Source organism: Ralstonia pickettii (genome assembly GCF_000607165.1).
Lineage (GTDB): Bacteria > Pseudomonadota > Gammaproteobacteria > Burkholderiales > Burkholderiaceae > Ralstonia > Ralstonia holmesii.
In genome coordinates, this window is record NZ_JFZG01000006.1 from 756,699 (window position 1) to 774,903 (window position 18,205).

16 protein-coding genes and 1 tRNA gene are annotated in these 18,205 nt (G+C 62.7%); 5 read left to right on the forward strand and 12 right to left on the reverse strand.

Features of this window, described 5'->3' with window-relative positions:
- Positions 1-137 precede the first annotated feature (137 nt).
- From BG83_RS0109835 to recA, 6 genes are all read right to left on the reverse strand, one after another.
- The gene (locus BG83_RS0109835; RefSeq protein WP_024976559.1) at positions 138-836 is read right to left on the reverse strand and encodes a TerC family protein; all 699 of its coding nucleotides are present in this window, start codon (positions 834-836) and stop codon (positions 138-140) included.
- A gap of 160 nt (positions 837-996) precedes the next feature.
- On the reverse strand, positions 997-1,878 hold the full coding sequence (sucD, locus tag BG83_RS0109840; RefSeq protein WP_012434934.1) for a succinate--CoA ligase subunit alpha: 882 nt from the start codon (positions 1,876-1,878) through the stop codon (positions 997-999).
- 88 nt (positions 1,879-1,966) lie between these two features.
- Entirely contained in the window at positions 1,967-3,133 is a 1,167-nt protein-coding gene (gene sucC, locus BG83_RS0109845; protein ID WP_024976560.1) for an ADP-forming succinate--CoA ligase subunit beta, read from the reverse strand.
- A gap of 66 nt (positions 3,134-3,199) precedes the next feature.
- Entirely contained in the window at positions 3,200-3,826 is a 627-nt protein-coding gene (locus BG83_RS0109850) for a DUF2889 domain-containing protein (RefSeq protein WP_024976561.1), read from the reverse strand.
- A gap of 287 nt (positions 3,827-4,113) precedes the next feature.
- The gene (recX, locus tag BG83_RS0109855) at positions 4,114-4,593 is read right to left on the reverse strand and encodes a recombination regulator RecX (RefSeq protein ID WP_024976562.1); all 480 of its coding nucleotides are present in this window, start codon (positions 4,591-4,593) and stop codon (positions 4,114-4,116) included.
- Positions 4,594-4,689: 96 nt separating this feature from the next.
- Entirely contained in the window at positions 4,690-5,748 is a 1,059-nt protein-coding gene (recA, locus tag BG83_RS0109860; RefSeq protein ID WP_024976563.1) for a recombinase RecA, read from the reverse strand.
- A 265-nt stretch (positions 5,749-6,013) separates the two neighbouring features.
- Between recA and BG83_RS0109865 the strand changes: the two genes are divergently transcribed.
- The 3 genes from BG83_RS0109865 to BG83_RS0109875 are packed head-to-tail and all read left to right on the forward strand — an operon-like array spanning position 6,014 to position 8,596.
- The gene (locus BG83_RS0109865; protein ID WP_024976564.1) at positions 6,014-6,724 is read left to right on the forward strand and encodes a response regulator transcription factor; all 711 of its coding nucleotides are present in this window, start codon (positions 6,014-6,016) and stop codon (positions 6,722-6,724) included.
- On the forward strand, positions 6,717-8,285 hold the full coding sequence (locus BG83_RS0109870) for a sensor histidine kinase (protein ID WP_024976565.1): 1,569 nt from the start codon (positions 6,717-6,719) through the stop codon (positions 8,283-8,285). The genes BG83_RS0109865 and BG83_RS0109870 overlap by 8 nt, the downstream gene beginning before the upstream one ends.
- Positions 8,282-8,596, forward strand: a complete 315-nt coding sequence (locus tag BG83_RS0109875; protein WP_024976566.1) for a sodium/substrate symporter small subunit — start codon at positions 8,282-8,284, stop codon at positions 8,594-8,596. The genes BG83_RS0109870 and BG83_RS0109875 overlap by 4 nt, the downstream gene beginning before the upstream one ends.
- Before the next feature lie 10 nt (positions 8,597-8,606).
- On the opposite strand, the gene BG83_RS0109880 is transcribed toward BG83_RS0109875, so the two are convergent.
- The 4 genes from BG83_RS0109880 to BG83_RS0109895 form a co-directional block, all read right to left on the reverse strand.
- Positions 8,607-9,257, reverse strand: a complete 651-nt coding sequence (locus BG83_RS0109880) for a 3'-5' exonuclease (RefSeq protein WP_024976567.1) — start codon at positions 9,255-9,257, stop codon at positions 8,607-8,609.
- A gap of 16 nt (positions 9,258-9,273) precedes the next feature.
- On the reverse strand, positions 9,274-11,100 hold the full coding sequence (locus BG83_RS0109885) for a DUF294 nucleotidyltransferase-like domain-containing protein (protein WP_024976568.1): 1,827 nt from the start codon (positions 11,098-11,100) through the stop codon (positions 9,274-9,276).
- 64 nt (positions 11,101-11,164) lie between these two features.
- A complete protein-coding gene (locus tag BG83_RS0109890) occupies positions 11,165-12,895 on the reverse strand; it encodes a cation acetate symporter (RefSeq protein WP_024976569.1) in 1,731 nt (576 codons plus the stop codon).
- A complete protein-coding gene (locus BG83_RS0109895; RefSeq protein WP_024976570.1) occupies positions 12,892-13,200 on the reverse strand; it encodes a DUF485 domain-containing protein in 309 nt (102 codons plus the stop codon). The genes BG83_RS0109890 and BG83_RS0109895 overlap by 4 nt, the downstream gene beginning before the upstream one ends.
- A 526-nt stretch (positions 13,201-13,726) precedes the next feature.
- On the opposite strand from BG83_RS0109895, the gene BG83_RS0109900 reads away from it, so the two are divergent.
- Positions 13,727-15,430 carry an MFS transporter gene (locus tag BG83_RS0109900; protein ID WP_024976571.1) on the forward strand — a complete coding sequence of 568 codons (1,704 nt, stop codon included), beginning with the start codon at positions 13,727-13,729 and terminating at the stop codon, positions 15,428-15,430.
- Positions 15,431-15,478: 48 nt separating this feature from the next.
- Positions 15,479-15,555, forward strand: a tRNA-Met gene (locus BG83_RS0109905).
- A gap of 84 nt (positions 15,556-15,639) precedes the next feature.
- On the opposite strand, the gene BG83_RS0109910 is transcribed toward BG83_RS0109905, so the two are convergent.
- Together BG83_RS0109910 and BG83_RS0109915 are read right to left on the reverse strand one after the other, a co-directional pair.
- Entirely contained in the window at positions 15,640-16,596 is a 957-nt protein-coding gene (locus BG83_RS0109910) for an alpha/beta fold hydrolase (RefSeq protein WP_024976572.1), read from the reverse strand.
- Positions 16,597-16,619: 23 nt separating this feature from the next.
- Positions 16,620-18,170 (reverse strand): flavin-containing monooxygenase, encoded by a 1,551-nt coding sequence (locus tag BG83_RS0109915; RefSeq protein WP_024976573.1) that lies wholly within the window; start codon positions 18,168-18,170, stop codon positions 16,620-16,622.
- Positions 18,171-18,205 lie beyond the last annotated feature (35 nt).

Consider the following 18,205-nt stretch of genomic DNA (forward strand, 5'->3'; position numbering starts at 1 on the left):
ACTATGCCAAGGCACACATTGTGTATCTGGGCAAAAACTGGCGCACTTTGGTGGGAATTCAGGCGCAAATCTGACCGTTCTTGACAGAATTTCGGACAGAACCCGTCATCACCTACTTTCGTGGGGAATCGTTCGAACTAGGCTTGGCGCAACGCACGCCGGCTGAGCCACCAGCCCACACATACCACCAGCAGCGCCCCAACACACCCAACCACCACATCCGCGTACGGCACCGCGCGCTCGAACCACGTCGCGTCGATCGGATCGGTGACGAGCATGTCGCCGGCAAGATAGCCAAGCAGCGCTGCCCCCAGCGTGATGATTACCGGAAAGCGCGCCATGACCCCCACCAGCAGCGTGCTGCCGAATACGATCAACGGCACCGACAAACCAAGCCCCAGCACGAGCAACAGGAACGTCGTGCCTGGCGGCCCTTTCTCCGCCGCGGCGGCCACGGCGACGACGTTATCAAGCGACATCACAAAGTCGGCGACGAGGATGGTCTGGATGGCAGGCCACAGGCCAACTCGCTGGCGGTGGTCTCCGGAGGCTTCGTTTTCAGCTTCCGTGAGCAGCTTCACGCCGATGTAGAGCAACAGCAGCGCGCCAATCGTTTTCAGATACGGCAGCGCAAGCAGCTTGACGGCCAGCACGGTCAACACCACGCGCAGCACAATGGCGCAGGCGCTGCCCCAGAAAATGGCCTGTTTCTGCTGGCGCTTGGGCAGGTTGCGCGCAGCCAGCGCGATGACGACCGCGTTGTCGCCCGACAGCACGATGTTGGTCAGGATGATGGAGCCAAGTGCGAACCAGAATGCGCTTGAGGTGAGCGCCATAGCGTTTTCGAAGATGTCCTTGGGGTTGGCTTGCAGTGTGCCGGTGTGCAGCCTCTTGTCCGCTTATACACATGTCGTGCCTGGATCGCATGCTGCGTCGCGACCAAACAAAAACGGGAGGCCAGGCCTCCCGTTCTCGCACAACCTCAAACCTTGCCGATTACAGCATCGCCTTGAGCAGACGTGCCATTTCCGACGGGTTCTTGGTGGTCTTGATGCCGCATTCTTCCATGATGTCAAGCTTCGCTTGCGCGGTGTCGGCACCGCCCGAGATCAGCGCGCCGGCATGGCCCATGCGCTTGCCCGGAGGCGCGGTCACGCCAGCGATGAAGCCAACCACCGGCTTCTTCATGTTGTCCTTGATCCAGTAAGCCGCGTTGGCTTCGTCCGGACCGCCGATCTCACCGATCATGACCACGGCATCCGTTTCCGGATCGTCGTTGAACATCTTCATCACGTCGATGTGCTTCAGACCGTTGATCGGGTCGCCGCCGATACCGACTGCCGACGATTGGCCCAAGCCCAGCGCGGTGAGCTGACCCACGGCTTCGTACGTCAGCGTGCCCGAGCGCGACACCACGCCGATGCGGCCCTTGCGGTGGATGTGACCCGGCATGATGCCGATCTTGATTTCGTCCGGCGTGATCAGGCCCGGGCAGTTCGGGCCCAGCAGCAGCGTCTTGCTGCCGGCCTTACGCATCTTGTCCTTGACCATCATCATGTCGCGCACGGGGATGCCTTCGGTGATGCAAACCACCAGGTCCAGCTCGGCTTCGACAGCTTCCCAGATGGCGTCAGCGGCGCCTGCGGGCGGCACGTAGATCACCGACACGGTCGCGCCGGTCTGAGCCTTGGCGTCCTTGACGGTTGCGTAGATGGGAATGCCTTCGAAGTCTTCGCCAGCCTTCTTCGGGTTCACGCCGGCCACGAAGGCATTCTTGCCATTAGCGTAGTCGCGGCAGCCGCGGGTGTGGAACTGGCCGGTCTTACCGGTGATCCCCTGGGTGATGACCTTGGTGTCTTTGTTGATCAGAATCGACATGCTGTAATCCTTTTATGCAGCGAGCCGCGCCGACGTACTCAGCAGCGGGCGCGACTCACGTTCGCGTATGGTTGGGTCAGCGGGCGGCTTACTTGCCGGCGGCTGCGGCCACGACTTTCTCTGCGGCCTCTGCCATCGTGTCTGCGGCAATGATGGGCAGACCCGAGTCGGCCAGCATCTTCTTGCCGAGGTCTTCGTTGGTGCCCTTCATGCGCACGACCAGCGGCACCGACAGCGACACAGCCTTCGCCGCCGCGATCACGCCTTCGGCGATCACGTCGCAACGCATGATGCCGCCGAAGATGTTGACCAGGATGGCCTTCACGTCCGGGTTCTTCAGCATCAGCTTGAAGGCTTCGGTCACCTTCTCGGTGGTGGCACCGCCGCCCACGTCGAGGAAGTTGGCCGGCTCGCCGCCGAACAGCTTGATGGTGTCCATCGTGGCCATAGCCAGACCGGCGCCGTTCACCAGGCAGCCGATGTTGCCGTCGAGCGAGATGTAGGCCAGGTCGAACTTCGAGGCTTCGATTTCGGCCGGGTCTTCTTCATCCAGATCGCGGTACGCCACGATTTCCGGGTGACGGAACAGCGCGTTCGAGTCGAAGTTGAACTTGGCGTCCAGCGCGATGACCTTGCCGTCGCCGGTCAGGATCAGCGGGTTGATTTCAGCTTGCGAAGCATCGGTTTCCCAGAATGCCTTGTACAGGCCCTGCAGGGCTTGGCGGGCTTGCAGCACGCTCGCGTCGGGCACGCCGATCTTGCGGGCGATGTCGTCAGCCTGGGCGTCTTGCAGGCCAGCTTGCGGATCGATCAGCAGCGTGTGGATCTTTTCCGGGTGCGATTCGGCGACTTCTTCGATGTCCATGCCGCCTTCGCTCGAGGCCATCAGCGCGACCTGCTGCGAGACACGGTCCACCACCAGCGACACGTACAGTTCCTTCTTGATGTCCGCGCCTTCTTCGATCAGCAGGCGCTTGACCAGCTTGCCCTCCGGACCGGTCTGGTGCGTCACCAGCGTCATGCCCAGGATGCTGCTGGCGTATTCCTTGACCTGTTCCATGCTCTTGGCAACCTTCACGCCGCCGCCCTTGCCACGGCCACCCGCATGAATCTGTGCCTTCACGACCCACACCGGGCCGCCCAGGGTTTCTGCGGCCTTGATAGCCTCGTCGACCGAGAAGGCCGGAATGCCGCGCGGAACCGGCACATTGTATTTGCGCAGGATTTCCTTGCCTTGGTACTCATGGATATTCATGCGTGTTTCCTTTGCTAGGCAGAGTGAGTGTGATGAGTATTGAAAACGCGAACAGCGCGGTGCCCTTCAGGACGAGGGCTCAGGCGACAATTCGGTGGGTGGCGGTTGGATCTTGGCTTCGGGCTGGTATGCAAACCAGCGCGGGTAATGTTTGCGGACCACCTCGCCCTCAAGATGCAGGGCATGGCAGCCGTGGAGTTGATAAGGCGGCTTTTCGCCAGGCTCGACAGGCCGGAGGTCGGTAGAGTTATCACGCACCGGGAAAACGTCGCCCGCGAAGGCCTGGATGGCGGCGGTCGGCAGCACACCACACAGCTCGGTCAGGTGCGTACAGCCCGCCACGCCGCCGAGTCTCTCACGCGAGGCCTTTCGAAATCCCTTCATCAGGTTCAGGCCGATGAGCTTCCGGTAGGCGGGGCTAATCGTGTCGCAATGTGTGGGGTACGGCACCCAGTCGGAACACGCTTCGGCATCCACGACGTTCATGCGTGTATCGATCGTCACGCGCAGCCACAGGTCATGCAGCGGCTGGCCTTCGGGGCGCACGCCGCCGCTGGCCAGGGGGATGTCACGTGGTTTTGTGTCGGTCAGGCGCGCTTCGATGTCCCACAGGCCGTCTTCCCGCAAATAGGCCTCCACCGTGATGGCACGGCGGTGGCGCATGACGCGCGGGACAGGGGCAGACAGAGGCATGGACCAGACAGACCGATAGGACCGATGGAGGCGGCGCACGCGGATCTCGCGCATCGCCCACGGGACATATGCAGCAGCGCATCAGCCGCCACACACGAACACTACCGTCCGGCAATTGAGATGAAGGACGGTACCAAAGACTCGAATTTTAACACGTCGTCACGACCAGACTGGTCGCGTGCTGCAACGCAGTGTGAAAGCGGTTGCAACAACCGGGGGAGGTGCAACCGACACGATCCGCACACAAGAGAATTGTTCGGCGCGAATTGTGGCGAGATCGGCGGCGTTCAGGCGGGTTCGTCGCCATCTTCCAGCAGTTCATGCGCCCCTGCGATGATGCGCGACACTACGGAACGGGAGAATCCACGCGCCATCATGTATCGCACCTGCTTGGCACGTTCGGCCAAGTCGGCCGGTGGGCGGCCGAAGCGTTTTTCCCACAGGGCTTTGGCCCGGGCGGCTTCCGTGCTTTGCAGTTGCGCCTTGACCTCGCCCAGCGTCTCTGCGCCAAGCTGATGCGTCTTCAACTCCTGCATCAAGCGCGCTGTACCGTAGCGGCCCGCGCGGCGGTGCACCATGCTTTCAGCAAAGCGCGTGTTGGAGAGCCAGTTTTCGCCTTCCAGCCAATCCAACAGCGCGTCGACCTCCTCGGCAGACTCGGCGTGCGGCACCAACTTACGGCGCAGTTCGATGCGGCTGTGCTCGCGGCGAGACAGATAGCCCAGCGCGCGTGCTTTCAGCGATAACGGTGGGCGCGGCAACGGCATACGGTTTCAGGCTCAAAAAGAAAACGCCCACCGTTGGGGGACGGCAGGCGTATGAAGCTCGATAGAGCCGTCGATCTGCGCCGACGGCCAACCCAATTACTCTTCTCCGACTGCCTCGGCCACTGCGATGGCGCCCATCGGCGTCACGCCCAGTGCTTCGCGGACCTTGTTCTCGATGTCGCGGGCGAGGTCGGGGTTCTCGCGCAGGTATTCACGGCAGTTGTCACGGCCTTGGCCGATGCGCTCGCCGCCGTAGCTGTACCAGGCGCCGGACTTCTCAACGATCTTGGCTTCCACGCCGAGGTCGATGATTTCGCCCTCGCGCGACACGCCCTGACCGTAAAGGATGTCGAAGATGGCTTCGCGGAACGGCGGCGCCACCTTGTTCTTGACGACCTTGACCTTGGTCTCGTTGCCGACCACCTCGTCGCCCTTCTTGATCGAGCCGATGCGGCGGATGTCCAGACGCACCGAAGCGTAGAACTTGAGTGCGTTACCACCCGTGGTGGTTTCCGGCGAGCCGAACATCACGCCGATCTTCATGCGGATCTGGTTGATGAAGATGACCATGCAATTGGTCTTCTTGATGGTGCCGGTCAGCTTGCGCAGTGCCTGGCTCATCAGGCGGGCCTGCAGGCCGGGCAACGCGTCGCCCATTTCGCCTTCAATTTCAGCCTTTGGCACCAGAGCAGCCACCGAGTCGATGACAATCAGATCAACCGAGCCCGACCGAACCAGCGCGTCGGCGATTTCCAGAGCTTGTTCACCCGTGTCCGGTTGGGAGATCAGCAGGTCCGGCACGCTCACGCCAATCTTGTCGGCATAAGTGACGTCTAGAGCATGTTCCGCATCGATGAAGGCGCAAGTGCCGCCCAGCTTCTGCATCTCGGCAACCACCTGCAGTGTCAGGGTAGTTTTACCCGACGATTCCGGACCGTAGATTTCCACTACGCGGCCGCGCGGCAAGCCACCAACGCCCAGCGCCACGTCCAACCCCAACGAACCTGTCGACACGACTTGGACCGGCTCGACCTCGGCGTCGCCCATCTTCATGATGGAGCCCTTGCCGAACTGCTTTTCGATCTGCGCGAGCGCGGCAGCCAGCGCCTTCTGCTTTTCTGCGCTCATTGCGGCTGCCTTCTTACCGTCTTCCATGGTCGTCCTTCGTGCAAATTGGTGTATAAATGGGCCGCAAGGGCTTGCGATTCCAGCGGTTGCCTGCAATAACGGGCCGCAGCGTGATTGCCCCGACACGACCCATTCCATGACTTTAGCGCCGCCAAGACTACAGCACCGCGAATTCGGAGTACTGTATAAAAAACCAGTGGTTTTGACAAGTCTCCAGAACACATGTCGCGCGAAAACAATGTAGCGGGCGGGATGGGCAAGACATCTTGCCCGGCATCGCGGGGAGACACGCATGCGCATCCTGATTGCCGAAGACGACGCCACGCTGGCTGACGGGCTCACACGCTCGCTACGCCAAGCGGGTTATGCCGTCGACCAAGCCTCCGATGGGGCGACTGCCGACGCGGCGCTGTCCGCGCAAACGGCCCAAACCTATGACCTGCTGATTCTCGACGTGGGCCTGCCGCGTATGTCCGGGCTGGAGGTCCTCAAGCGCCTGCGCTCGCGCGGGGCGATGCTGCCGGTGCTGATACTGACCGCCGCCGACAGTGTGGAAGAACGCGTCAAGGGACTGGACCTTGGTGCCGACGATTACATGGCCAAGCCCTTCGCGCTGTCCGAACTGGAAGCACGCGTGCGTGCGCTGGTGCGCCGGGGCACGGGCGGTGGCGCTACGCTCGTTCGCCATGGGCCGCTGGCGTTCGACCAAGTCGGGCGCATTGCCTATATCCATGATCAGGTGGTGGAACTGTCGGCGCGTGAGATCGGGCTGCTGGAGATTCTGCTGGCGCGCGTCGGTCGCCTGGTGTCGAAGGAGCAACTGGTCGACCACCTGTGCGGCTGGGGCGAAGAAGTCAGCAACAACGCCATCGAGGTCTACATCCACCGGCTGCGCAAGAAGATCGAGGTGGAAGGCATCCGCATCGCTACCGTGCGCGGACTGGGCTATTGCTTGGAACGCATGGCCACCCCGACGACAACCGCGACGGCTGCCCATGGGTGATCGGCTGGCCTGGCCGTGGCGTCGGCATCGCGCGTCGCTGCGCGAACGTGACGACGCGGCGCCCGAGGCCGGGGGCCCCGATGACGGGGGCGACCTCACCGACACCCTCCCCCACCTCGAAGACGACGCCACGCGGCCCGTCGCCCGATCCCTCTTCGGCGAAATTCTCGACTGGATGCTCGCGCCGCTGCTGTTGCTGTGGCCGATGAGCATTGCGGTGACGTACCTGGTGGCCAAGTCGATTGCGAATGCGCCATACGACCGCGCGCTGGAATCGAGCGCGATCGTGCTCAGCCAGCAACTGCGCGAGGTGAATGGGCGCGTGACGCTGCAACTGCCGATCTCGGCGCGCGAGATTTTGCGCGCGGACGAAACCGACAACATCTACTACCAAGTGCTCGGCACGAACGGCGAGTTTGTCTCCGGTGACCGCGACCTCCCGCTGCCGCCCGAGGAAGACGCCAACGCCGGTGGCCTCGTGCAGCTGCGCGACGACCACATCCACGGCGCTGAGATTCGCGTTGCCTATACGTTCGTGCAGCGGCCAGGCTCCGGCGACAAACCTGCGCTGGTGCAGGTGGCGGAAACGCTCGACAAGCGCGCGCAACTCGCGAACGAAATCATCAAGGGCGTGATCCTGCCGCAGTTCGTCATCCTGCCGTTGGCGGTGATCCTGGTGTGGTTTGGCCTCACGCGCGGGCTGGCGCCGCTCAATGCGATTCAGGAGCGCATCCGCGCGCGTAACCCGGGCGACACCAGCCCTATCGACGAAGGCGCCGCGCCGCAGGAGCTGACGCCGCTGGTGGCGTCGTTCAATGACCTGCTCGGGCGGCTGGAGCAATCGGTGCACACGCAGAAGCGCTTCATCGCAGACGCCGCGCATCAGATGAAGACGCCGCTGGCGGGTCTGCGCATGCAGGCAGAGCTGGCACAGCGCGAACAATCGCCCGATGAGCTGCGCCGCACGCTCGCGCATATCGCCGACAGCTCGGATCGCACCGCGCACCTCGTGAAGCAGCTGCTTTCGCTGGCGCGCATGGAAAACATGGGCGCGACCGACGGTCTAGTGCCGCTGGATATCTGCGCGCTGTCACGCCAGGTGGTGGCCGAGTGGCTGCCCAAGGCGTGGGCCAAGCAGATCGACCTCGGCTTTGAAGAGCCTGGGCCGCCGGTCACGATTTCGGGCAATGCAACGATGCTCGCCGAGATGCTCAACAACCTGCTCGACAACGCGATCCGCTACACGCCCGACGGCGGACATGTCACCGTGCGCGTGACCACCGCGCCGTTCGAACCGTTCGTCTTCATCGATGTGGATGACACCGGCCCCGGCATCCCCGCGGCCGAGCGCGAACGCGTGATGCAGCGCTTCTACCGCATTCTTGGCACGCAGGCCGAGGGCAGCGGGTTGGGCCTGGCCATCGTGCGCGAGATCGTGCAGCAACACGGCGGCGACATCGAGGTGCTCGACAACGTGTATCAGGCATCTCCGCGGCTGGCGGGGGCGCGCTTTCGCATCACGCTGCATCGCTGCTCGCCGGGCGAGGAAGCCAACGCATGAGCATCACGCCCGGAACTCCGGCACGCCGCCGCTGGATCGCCAACATGCGTTGGATCGCAGCGCTGCTCACGGTGTGGTTTGTGGTGACATTCGTGGTCGCGTTCTTTGCGCGTGACCTGTCGACGCACTTTTTCAACTCGGACTGGACATTCGCCTACTGGGTCGGCGCGCAGGGTGCGCCCATCGTTTATGTGCTGATTACAGTGCTCTATGCCTGGCACACCAACCGCGCTGCGGATGCGGCCGCGCAAGACGACGAAACGGCGCAGCGCGAAGCCTCGTCGGAATCGTCCCCTCCGCCGTCAATCTGACACCGGCAAGTTACGCGGCACCCAGATGGCGCAGCTTCACGAAGGCCAACGCGGCCATTACCGCGTCGTTAAGCGCGTCGTGCGCGTCCCAGGTCGGCAAATCCAATCCCTTCATGACAGTGGCGAAGCGCAGGTCCAGATCAGGGTCGCCCTGTTGCCGATACGGCGGTAGCTGCCGGAACTGATAGTCGTAATACAAGGCGGAAACTTCAATCTTGGACTGCGGCAAGCCGATGCCAAGCATGGGCACCACCACCCGATTGAGCATCGCCACATCGAACTCAAGGTAGTAACCCACCAATGGCCTGCTGCCGATAAAGTGCAGCAGTGCATGGACGGCCTGCTCGATCGATACACCGCTGTCCAGGTCGCGGTTGCGCAGACGATGCACGCAGATGCTATCTGCGTGCATCTCGCCCCGTGGCCGGATCAGCAACTCCAGGCGCTGGCTGGTCAGAATGCGATTGCCGGCGATACGGACGGCACCGATGGAGATGATCTCGTCGGTGCGCACGTTCAGGCCTGTGGTCTCGCAATCGAGCGCGACCCACTCATCTGGGGGCGGTGCCTCGAAGAGGAAGCGGAACGCCGGATCGCGCAACTTGCGCAACTGGCGCCGCCTTTGCAGTGCCTGCAGCCAGTCGGAGAGCCGTCCATTCATGACTGCTCGCTCATGTTCACATCCACTCGGTCCGCCAGCGCTGCCGCAGCAGCGCCTTGAACCGTTTGACGGCGCTCAGCGCATCCTTGAGCAGATCACGCTCCAGCGATGACAGGCTCGCCAGATGCACGTCGCACGACACCGGTTGATGCGCATCGATCTCCGCCAGCCCGGCCTTGAGCCGCAGCGTCATCAGGAAGTGCAGGCTCTCGCTCAACTCGGCAGCCATGTGCGCGTCGAGAGCCTCGGCGCGCACCAGTGCATCCAGACGCGGCACGGTGCCGGTCTCGTCGAGCACTTGGTGGGCCAGCGCAAGGCTGCGCACCCCGTGGACAATCGGGAAGATGCCCTCCTTCTTCACGTCGAGCACCGGATCGGAATCGCCAAACCCGAGCAGGCGATCGCGCCAGCCGGGCGCGCCACTGAAGGCTTCAACGGCAGCGGCAAATCGACCCAGTACGGCGTCATTGTCGATCGCCAGCTCCAGCAACGTCCGTCGCAGCTGTTTGAGCAAGGTGGCATCGCCGCACACCGCATGGGCATCGAAGAAGATTGCCAGATGCATCAACCCTTCGGAGCTCGGCAGGATCAGCCATTCGCGAATGCGCCGCGCGAAGTCGCTCGCATTCATGCACCACTCGGGCCGGCTGAGCATGATGCCGCCAGGGCAAGGCGGGTAGCCGAACGCGGCTAGTGCATCGGAGAAGCGCGAGACGATGCGCTGCAGATCAGCGGGAGGCACATAACCATCGCGCAGCACCAGCGCGTTGTCCTGATCGGTCTTGAGCAGTTGCTCGCCACGCCCCTCGCTTCCCATGACGAACAGGCAACTGTTTGCCACCAGTTCCGGTGGCGCGATCATCTGCCAGGCGCGTTCAAACAGTCGCGCGTTGATTTCGCGCACGAGGCTGGCGACGTGGTCAATGCGCGAGCCGCCACGTGTAAGCAGCGCGACCATCCGGGTGATCTGCGCGGCCACCTGCGCAAGCCCGTCCAAGTCCTGCGCTAGGTTGATCTGCACGGTCAGCAGATACGAGTGGTTGGCCAGGAAGCTGAACACATCCAGTGATTCCAGCAAACCGAGAATCTCATCTCCGTGCGTGACGACCAGCCGGTGCACGCGATGGCGCAGCATCAGCGTCAGGGCGTCGCCGATCTGCGCGGAGGCTGGGACGGTGATGAGCGAGAACTGACTCATCTGCCCTACCGGCAGACGATCCAGCGGTGTGCCTTGCAGGACGGCGCGCTGCAACGAACTGCGTGTGAAGATGCCCACGCGCGGCGGGCTGCTCGTGCCGTCACGCACGAGCACGTTCGAGGTGTTATGTGCTTGGAACAGCTTGACCACGGAGACCACGTCCGTGTCGGCATCCACAAAATGGGCGGGCCGGATGAAGGCATCGCTCACGCGAGAGACGGCCAGCGACTGCATCGTCTCCATGCTCTGCCGCTGTGCGATGGCGCTGAGCTTGCTGCCGAGATCGGAAAAAAGCAGCGCGCCAAAGGTGGCGTTGGCGGCAATGAGGTCACGCACCGCCTGACGTGCCACCTGATAGACCACCACTTCTTCAGCAGCGACGAAGCGGCTGCTTGCCTTGCCAGCCACCAACGCCCGGCCGTCAAAGCAATCGTCGGGGCCGTAGGTGGCGATCAGCTCGTCGCCGTCGTACTGGGCGACGTGCCCTTTGATGATCAGGAACAGGTGCAGCGGTGCGGCACCCGTATCGAGGATGCTCTGCCCTTCCGGGTAATAGCCGATGTCGACGGCATCAAGCACCAGGCGCTGCTCGTCCTGGTTGAGGCAATCGAACGGCCAGACGGTGAAGTTGAAAGCGCTGGGCATGGTTGCCTTGAAGGCGGGCGATGCAATGCGTCACCCGCCTTCGATCAGCGTGGCCAGTGGCCGATCAGTGGCCCGACGCGCCAGCCGCACCGAGGCCCGTTTCTGAGCGAACCTGCTGCGCGGCAAACGACGCCTTCTCGTTCTTGGCGCGAACGCTGCTGTCCAGCACCGAGAACAGCCACACGCCCACGAAGCCGATCGTCATCGAGAACAACGCGGGCGACGTGTACGGGAACCACGCCGAGCCCTTCGGATAGCCAAGCGTGGCTTCCCACACCGACGGCGAAACGATCGTCAGACCCACCGACGAGATCAGCCCCAGGAACCCGCCAATGACCGCACCACGCGTGGTGCAGCCCTTCCACAGCATCGAGAGGAACAACACCGGGAAGTTGGCCGACGCCGCAACTGCAAACGCCAGCGACACCATGAACGCGATGTTCTGTTTCTCGAAAGCGATGCCGAGCAACACGGCAATCACACCGAGCACCAGCGTGGTGATGCGCGACACCTTGAGTTCATCTGCGCTGTTGGCCTTGCCGTTCTTGAAGACCGTGGCGTAAAGATCATGCGACACCGCCGAGGCACCGGACAGCGTGAGCCCCGCCACCACCGCCAGAATCGTGGCAAAGGCCACGGCCGAGATGAAGCCGTAGAACACATCGCCGCCCACCGTCTTGGCCACCAGCACGGCTGCCATGTTGGCCGTGCCCGCACCGCCCTTGATGATGCCCTTGGCCACGTCGGACAGCTCAGGGTTCGTCAACACCAGCGTGATCGCACCAAAGCCGATGATGAAGATCAGGATGTAGAAGTAGCCGATCCAGGTGGTTGCCCAGAAGACCGATTTGCGTGCCTCCTTGGCATCGGGCACCGTGAAGAAACGCATCAGGATGTGCGGCAGACCAGCGGTGCCAAACATCAGCGCCATGCCGAACGAGATGGCCGAGATCGGATCCTTGATGAAGCCGCCCGGCGCCATCACAGACAGACCGATCTTGGCAGCCTCATCGGGCGATTTGCCTGCATTGGCTGCAATGGCCGTCTTGACCTGCACGGCCTTGGCGAACAGCGCTTCAAAGCTGAAGCCGTACTGCGCCATCACCATGATCGCCATGAAGGTCACGCCGGCCAGCAGCATGCACGCCTTGATGATCTGCACCCAGGTGGTTGCGGTCATACCGCCGAAGAGCACATAGACCATCATCAGCGCGCCGACGATGACCACCGCGATCCAGTAATCCAGCCCGAACAGCAGCTTGATGAGCTGGCCTGCACCGACCATCTGAGCAATCAGATAGAACGCCACCACCACCAGCGTGCCAACTGCGGCAAAGCTGCGGATGGGGCCTTGCTCAAACCGGTAGCCTGCCACGTCCGCAAAGGTGAACTTGCCGAGGTTGCGCAGCCGCTCGGCCATCAGGAACGTGATGATCGGCCAGCCGACCAGAAAGCCGATGGAGTAGATCAGGCCGTCGTAGCCGGAGGTCATCACGGCCGCGGAGATGCCCAGGAAGGACGCTGCCGACATGTAGTCGCCCGAGATGGCCAGGCCATTCTGGAAACCGGTGATACCGCCGCCCGCCGTATAGAAGTCTGCCGCGGAGCGCGTACGCTTGGCAGCCCACTTCGTAATCCACAGCGTGCCGGCCACGAACACTGCGAACAGCACGATGGCCGTGGTGTTGGTTTCCTGCTTGGCGGTCTGTCCGACATCGCCGCCGGCAGCCAGAGCTGCTCCGCAGGCGCCAGCGGCCAGTAGCGCCACCAGCAGGATCGAAAGTATCTTCTTCATTTGGCGACGTCCTTCAGGATGTCCTGCGTCAGTTGATCGTATTCGCTGTTGGCCCGGCGCACGTAGATGCCGGTAATGACGACCGTGAAGATGATGACCGCCATACCGACGGGCACGCCCACGCTCATCACACCTGTACCCACGGGCTTGGCGAGAAACGCCTTATCGAACGCGATCAGCGCGATGTAACCGTAGTACACAGCAAGCATCAGCACTGTCAGAACGATTCCGAGCTTGTTGCGTCGCTGTTTGAGTTGCGCATATTTCGGATGCGCCTCGATTTTTCCTACCAATCCATCCTGCATCGCCTGTCTCCTGGTTTGCTTTTGGAATGTGTGCGGCGATTCTGGATAGCGAAACTGACTGAACTCTTACTCACGCCGTCCGTGGCGGTTTACTGCGATAGTGGTTTTCCCTAGCGCTGCAAAACTACGTAAGAAACAGTGCGCGACATCCGGCGCCAAATGGATCGCGGGGCGGCTCCCCTCGCCCAAAACGACGCTGGCCAGCGCGTGCATCTTGTGCATATGCACATTCGCAGGACGCGCACATACCGTCTGGCACTGCCGGCACAAAGTGGCCGTTGGATGATGCAGCGCACGCATTGCAGTAAGGGCCAAGTCGATGCACCGCTACCCGACTCAGGCGAGCCCAAGTGCTTGATTTTCTTGAAATCTCGATCACCAATCGAGTGTATTGAAAGGCACATGTCTGTCAGAACACCGTAAGTTTCGCCTCCCACAATCGTTGACACTTCCGCGGGCGAAAAGCGTTTGCGTTGTCATGTCCATGCCCAGCGGGACGACCTACGAAAAAAAAACAGGAGACAACATGGCAACCGTGCAAAGTGCACCGAACGCGCCCGCTGGGCGTGTGCAGCCCGCGCCCATGACGAAGGAGGAGAAGAAGGTCATCTTTGCCTCGTCGCTGGGGACGGTGTTCGAGTGGTACGACTTTTATCTCTACGGCTCGTTGGCGGCCATCATCGCCAAGCAGTTCTTCTCGGGCCTGGACCCCACGGCGGGCTTCATCTTTGCACTGCTGGCGTTTGCTGCCGGCTTTCTGGTGCGCCCGTTTGGCGCGCTGGTGTTTGGCCGCCTGGGCGACATGATCGGGCGCAAATACACGTTCCTGGTGACCATCGTCATCATGGGTACGTCGACGTTCGTCGTCGGTCTGCTTCCGTCATACGGCACGATTGGCGTCGCCGCGCCGGTCATTCTGATCGCGCTGCGCATGCTGCAAGGTCTGGCGCTGGGCGGTGAGTACGGTGGCGCCGCCACGTATGTCGCCGAGCATGCCCCGCACGGCCGCCGCGGTGCCTACACGTCGTGGATCCAGACGACGGCCACGCTGGGCCTGTTCCTCTCGCTGATCGTCATCCTGGCTATGCGCGAACTGACCGGCAAGGCGTTCGACGACTGGGGCTGGCGCATCCCGTTCCTGGTGTCGATCCTGCTGCTCGCCACGTCGGTGTACATCCGTCTGTCGATGAGCGAATCGCCCGCGTTCCAGAAGATGAAGGCGGAGGGCAAGACCTCAAAAGCCCCGCTGACGGAAGCTTTCGGCCAATGGCGCAACCTGAAGATCGTGATCCTGGCGCTGCTCGGCCTGACCGCCGGCCAGGCTGTGGTGTGGTACACGGGCCAGTTCTACGCGCTGTTCTTCCTCACGCAGGTGCTGAAGGTCGACGCCTTCACGGCCAACGTGCTGATTGCCGTAGCGCTTGCCATCGGCACACCGTTCTTCGTGTTCTTCGGCTCGCTGTCTGACCGCATCGGTCGCAAGAAGATCATCATGGCCGGCTGCCTGCTGGCGGTGCTGACGTACTTCCCGCTGTTCAAGGCGCTCACGCACTACGCCAACCCGGCGCTGGAGCGCGCCCAGCAGACTGCGCAGATCACCATCACGGCCGACCCGAAGGAGTGCTCGTTCCAGGGCAGCCCGATCGCCCGCGAGGTGGACTTCCGCTCGTCTTGCGACATCGCCAAGCGCACGCTGGCGCAATCGTCGGCCAGCTACGAGACGGTCGATGGTCCGGCCGGCACGGTCGCCTCGGTGTCGATTGCGGGTAAGCAGATCACCTCGCTCAACGCTACCCGCACGGCCGACGGCCAGAACTTCGACGCCGACAGCAAGACCAAGATCGCCGACTTCAAGAAGCAGGTGAGCGAGTCGCTCAAGGCGGCCAACTACCCGGCCAAGGCAGATCCCGCCCAGATGAACACGATCATGGTGCTGGTGATCCTGGTGATCCTGGTGATCTACGTCACCATGGTCTACGGCCCGATCGCGGCAATGCTGGTCGAGATGTTCCCGACACGCATCCGGTACTCGTCGATGTCGCTGCCGTATCACATCGGCAACGGCTGGTTCGGGGGCCTGCTGCCGACCATCTCGTTCGCCCTGGTGGCCCAGAACGGCAATATCTATCACGGTTTGTGGTACCCGATCTGGATTGCGGCCATCACCTTCGTGATCGGTGTGCTGTTCGTGCGCGAGACCAAGGATGTGGATATCTATCGCAATGATTGAGACAGGGGGTTGACATATTCGCCGAAGACGGTAGAATCCCGCTTCTTCGGCGAATTAGCTCAGTCGGTTAGAGCGACGGAATCATAATCCGCAGGTCCGGGGTTCGAGTCCCTGATTCGCCACCAAATACCAAAAAGCCCTGCTTCGGCAGGGCTTTTTGCTTTTCTGCTGCTTCCGTGCATCCCTAGCCCCACACAAGAGGCTCCGGGCTAGGCAAGCGCCTCGGCTCGCGCAGGCGCCGCAGCGGCAACCGCCAGCACCCAATCCGTCGTCAACGCCGGCTGCGTCACGGGCAGCATATGACCGCCGTCGATGATGCGCAGGTTCACGCGGTCGAGCTTCTGCTTGAGTGCTTCGCCCTGGCGTTTGACGTTGAGAATGCGGTCACCGCGACCGTACAGCATGTCGACAGGCACCGTCATCGAGGCATAGCGGCGTTCCATGTCGGGCAGATCTTCCGGCGCAGAGACCAGATCCGACGAAGCCGCATAAAACACATGCGGACGCAGCCCCAGCAAGCCGCCACCCTTGAACGGGAAATCCTTCGGCATGGTCTCAGGCGCGAACACCGCGGCGATGGCCTTGCGAGAATTGATGATCGACAGGGGAATCGCGAGCGTCCACGACACCAGCCTGCGCACCAGCGGCGACGGCAGCACCAAGCCCCCGAACGCACCGGGCGGCGCGCTCTCTGCATGCGTGAGCGGCGCGATCAACGCGAGCCGACGGATGACTTGCGGATGGTTCAGCCCCACCGCCAGTGAAATCGCTCCGCCAAGCGAATGCCCCACCAGCACGGGCTTGTCGAGCCCAAGCTTCTCGATGCACTGCGCGACCATGCCCGCCTGCGCGTAGATATTGGCCGGCGAATCCACACCGCGCACGGACCGCCCCGCCCCCGGCCGGTCGATCACGATCACGCGGTGCGAGCGCGCAAGCCGATCCATATCCAGATACGCGAAGTTGCGCAGGTTGCCGCACAGGCCATGCACGAACACGATGGCGGGGCCTTGGCCGCGATCGGTGTAATGCACGCGGTCTGCCCCGACATCGAGGAACTTGCCTTCGGGCGGAAATCCCTTTGTGACGCGGCGTGCGATGAAGAACGTAAACGCAACAGGCGCCAGGAGTGCAAATGCGATGACGCCAAGAATGGTGCTGGTCATAGTGTCCCCGATGCGGGAGGCGGTTAGGCGGGCTGTGCCGCGCCGATCGGCTGCGCGCGGCGTTCGAACTGCATGGCGCTGTCGGCCAACGTACCGAATTTGAGCATCATCAGATCGCGTGCGTAGTTCTGATACGACTTCCACGGCTGCTTGTCGCCCTGCTTGGGCAGGATGGCGGCGGCACGCTGAATGTAGCCGGACGTCAGATCGACGGCAGGCTCGCAGCTCATCGCTTCGTCATCGAGACGCGGCACGCAGGTATCAAACCCGTTGGACTGCATGTGGTTGAGCAGCCTGCAAACGTACTGCGCGATCAACTCGGCCTTGAGCGTCCACGACGCATTTGTATAGCCGAACGACGACGCGAGGTTCGGCACGCCGCTGTACATCATGCCCTTGTACGACACCGTCTCTGCCAGGTTCACTGCGCGCCCGTCGACGCTGATGACCGCTCCGCCCAGCACCTTCAACTTGAGCCCCGTGGCCGTGACGATCACGTCGGCATCAAGATGCTCGCCGCTCTTGAGCTGCAGGCCGGTCGGCGTGAAGCGCGCGATCTCGTCGGTCGCAATCGACGCCTTGCCCGCGCGGATCGTCTTGAACAGATCGCCGTCGGGCACAAGGCACAGGCGCTGGTCCCACGGGTTGTAGCGCGGCGTGAGGTGTTTGCGCACGTCGAACCCGGGACCGATCTGCTTGCCCGCCATGCGGATGATGAAGTCTTTGAATGCCTTGGGCTTACGACGCGCGAGGCTGTAGAAGTACATCGTCAGCAGCACGTTTTTCGTGCGCACCAGCCGGTGAGCAAGGCCCGACGGCAACCAGCGACGCAATGTGTTGGCCACGGCATCCTGTTCCGGTCGCGAGACGATGTACGTAGGCGAGCGCTGCAGCATCGTCACGTGCTGCGCGGTGCCGGCCATCGCGGGCACAAGCGTGACGGCCGTGGCTCCGCTGCCGATCACCACCACGCGCTTGCCGGCGTACGACAGATCGTTCGGCCAATGCTGCGGATGGACGATCCGCCCCCGGAACTGATCCATCTCGGGCCACGTCGGTGCGTGGCCTTCTTCGTAGTCGTAGTAGCCGCTGCACATGTAGAGGAACTTGCAGGTGAACTGCACCGGTTCCTCGCGCGAGCCATCGCTGCGTAGGGCCTGCACCGTCCAGCGCGCCGCTGCGGAATCCCAGCTCGCACCCGTCACCTTGTGGCGGAAGCGGATCGACTTGTCGATGCCGAACACGCGTGCGGTGTCGCGGATGTAGTCGAGAATCGTCTGGCCGTCGGAAATGGCCTTGCTGCTGTGCCACGGCCGGAAGCTGTAGCCGAGCGTGAACATGTCGGAGTCGGATCGGATACCCGGATAGCGGAACAGGTCCCACGTGCCGCCAATGGTTTCGCGCCCTTCAAGGATGGCGAAGCGCGCCGATGGGCAGCGCTCGCGCAGGTGATACGCCGCGCCAATGCCCGAGAGGCCCGCGCCGACGATGAGCACGTCGAGGTCTGTATCCGGCGCGGCAGCCCGGTTGCGGGGCGCGCCCGGGTTGGCGCTTCGCTCCATCGTCGTGTCCATGCGGTCTCCTGTTTGCAGCCCCGGGGGCGGGACCG

What these genes read in the sequence shown, in the direction of transcription:
- BG83_RS0109835 (WP_024976559.1), bottom strand. Translation starts at nt 836, where the DNA reads ATGGCGCTCACCTCAAGCGCATTCTGGTTCGCACTTGGCTCCATCATC.
- sucD (WP_012434934.1), bottom strand. Translation starts at nt 1,878, where the DNA reads ATGTCGATTCTGATCAACAAAGACACCAAGGTCATCACCCAGGGGATC.
- sucC (WP_024976560.1), bottom strand. Translation starts at nt 3,133, where the DNA reads ATGAATATCCATGAGTACCAAGGCAAGGAAATCCTGCGCAAATACAAT.
- BG83_RS0109850 (WP_024976561.1), bottom strand. Translation starts at nt 3,826, where the DNA reads ATGCCTCTGTCTGCCCCTGTCCCGCGCGTCATGCGCCACCGCCGTGCC.
- recX (WP_024976562.1), bottom strand. Translation starts at nt 4,593, where the DNA reads ATGCCGTTGCCGCGCCCACCGTTATCGCTGAAAGCACGCGCGCTGGGC.
- recA (WP_024976563.1), bottom strand. Translation starts at nt 5,748, where the DNA reads ATGGAAGACGGTAAGAAGGCAGCCGCAATGAGCGCAGAAAAGCAGAAG.
- BG83_RS0109865 (WP_024976564.1), top strand. Translation starts at nt 6,014, where the DNA reads ATGCGCATCCTGATTGCCGAAGACGACGCCACGCTGGCTGACGGGCTC.
- BG83_RS0109870 (WP_024976565.1), top strand. Translation starts at nt 6,717, where the DNA reads ATGGGTGATCGGCTGGCCTGGCCGTGGCGTCGGCATCGCGCGTCGCTG.
- BG83_RS0109875 (WP_024976566.1), top strand. Translation starts at nt 8,282, where the DNA reads ATGAGCATCACGCCCGGAACTCCGGCACGCCGCCGCTGGATCGCCAAC.
- BG83_RS0109880 (WP_024976567.1), bottom strand. Translation starts at nt 9,257, where the DNA reads ATGAATGGACGGCTCTCCGACTGGCTGCAGGCACTGCAAAGGCGGCGC.
- BG83_RS0109885 (WP_024976568.1), bottom strand. Translation starts at nt 11,100, where the DNA reads ATGCCCAGCGCTTTCAACTTCACCGTCTGGCCGTTCGATTGCCTCAAC.
- BG83_RS0109890 (WP_024976569.1), bottom strand. Translation starts at nt 12,895, where the DNA reads ATGAAGAAGATACTTTCGATCCTGCTGGTGGCGCTACTGGCCGCTGGC.
- BG83_RS0109895 (WP_024976570.1), bottom strand. Translation starts at nt 13,200, where the DNA reads ATGCAGGATGGATTGGTAGGAAAAATCGAGGCGCATCCGAAATATGCG.
- BG83_RS0109900 (WP_024976571.1), top strand. Translation starts at nt 13,727, where the DNA reads ATGGCAACCGTGCAAAGTGCACCGAACGCGCCCGCTGGGCGTGTGCAG.
- BG83_RS0109910 (WP_024976572.1), bottom strand. Translation starts at nt 16,596, where the DNA reads ATGACCAGCACCATTCTTGGCGTCATCGCATTTGCACTCCTGGCGCCT.
- BG83_RS0109915 (WP_024976573.1), bottom strand. Translation starts at nt 18,170, where the DNA reads ATGGACACGACGATGGAGCGAAGCGCCAACCCGGGCGCGCCCCGCAAC.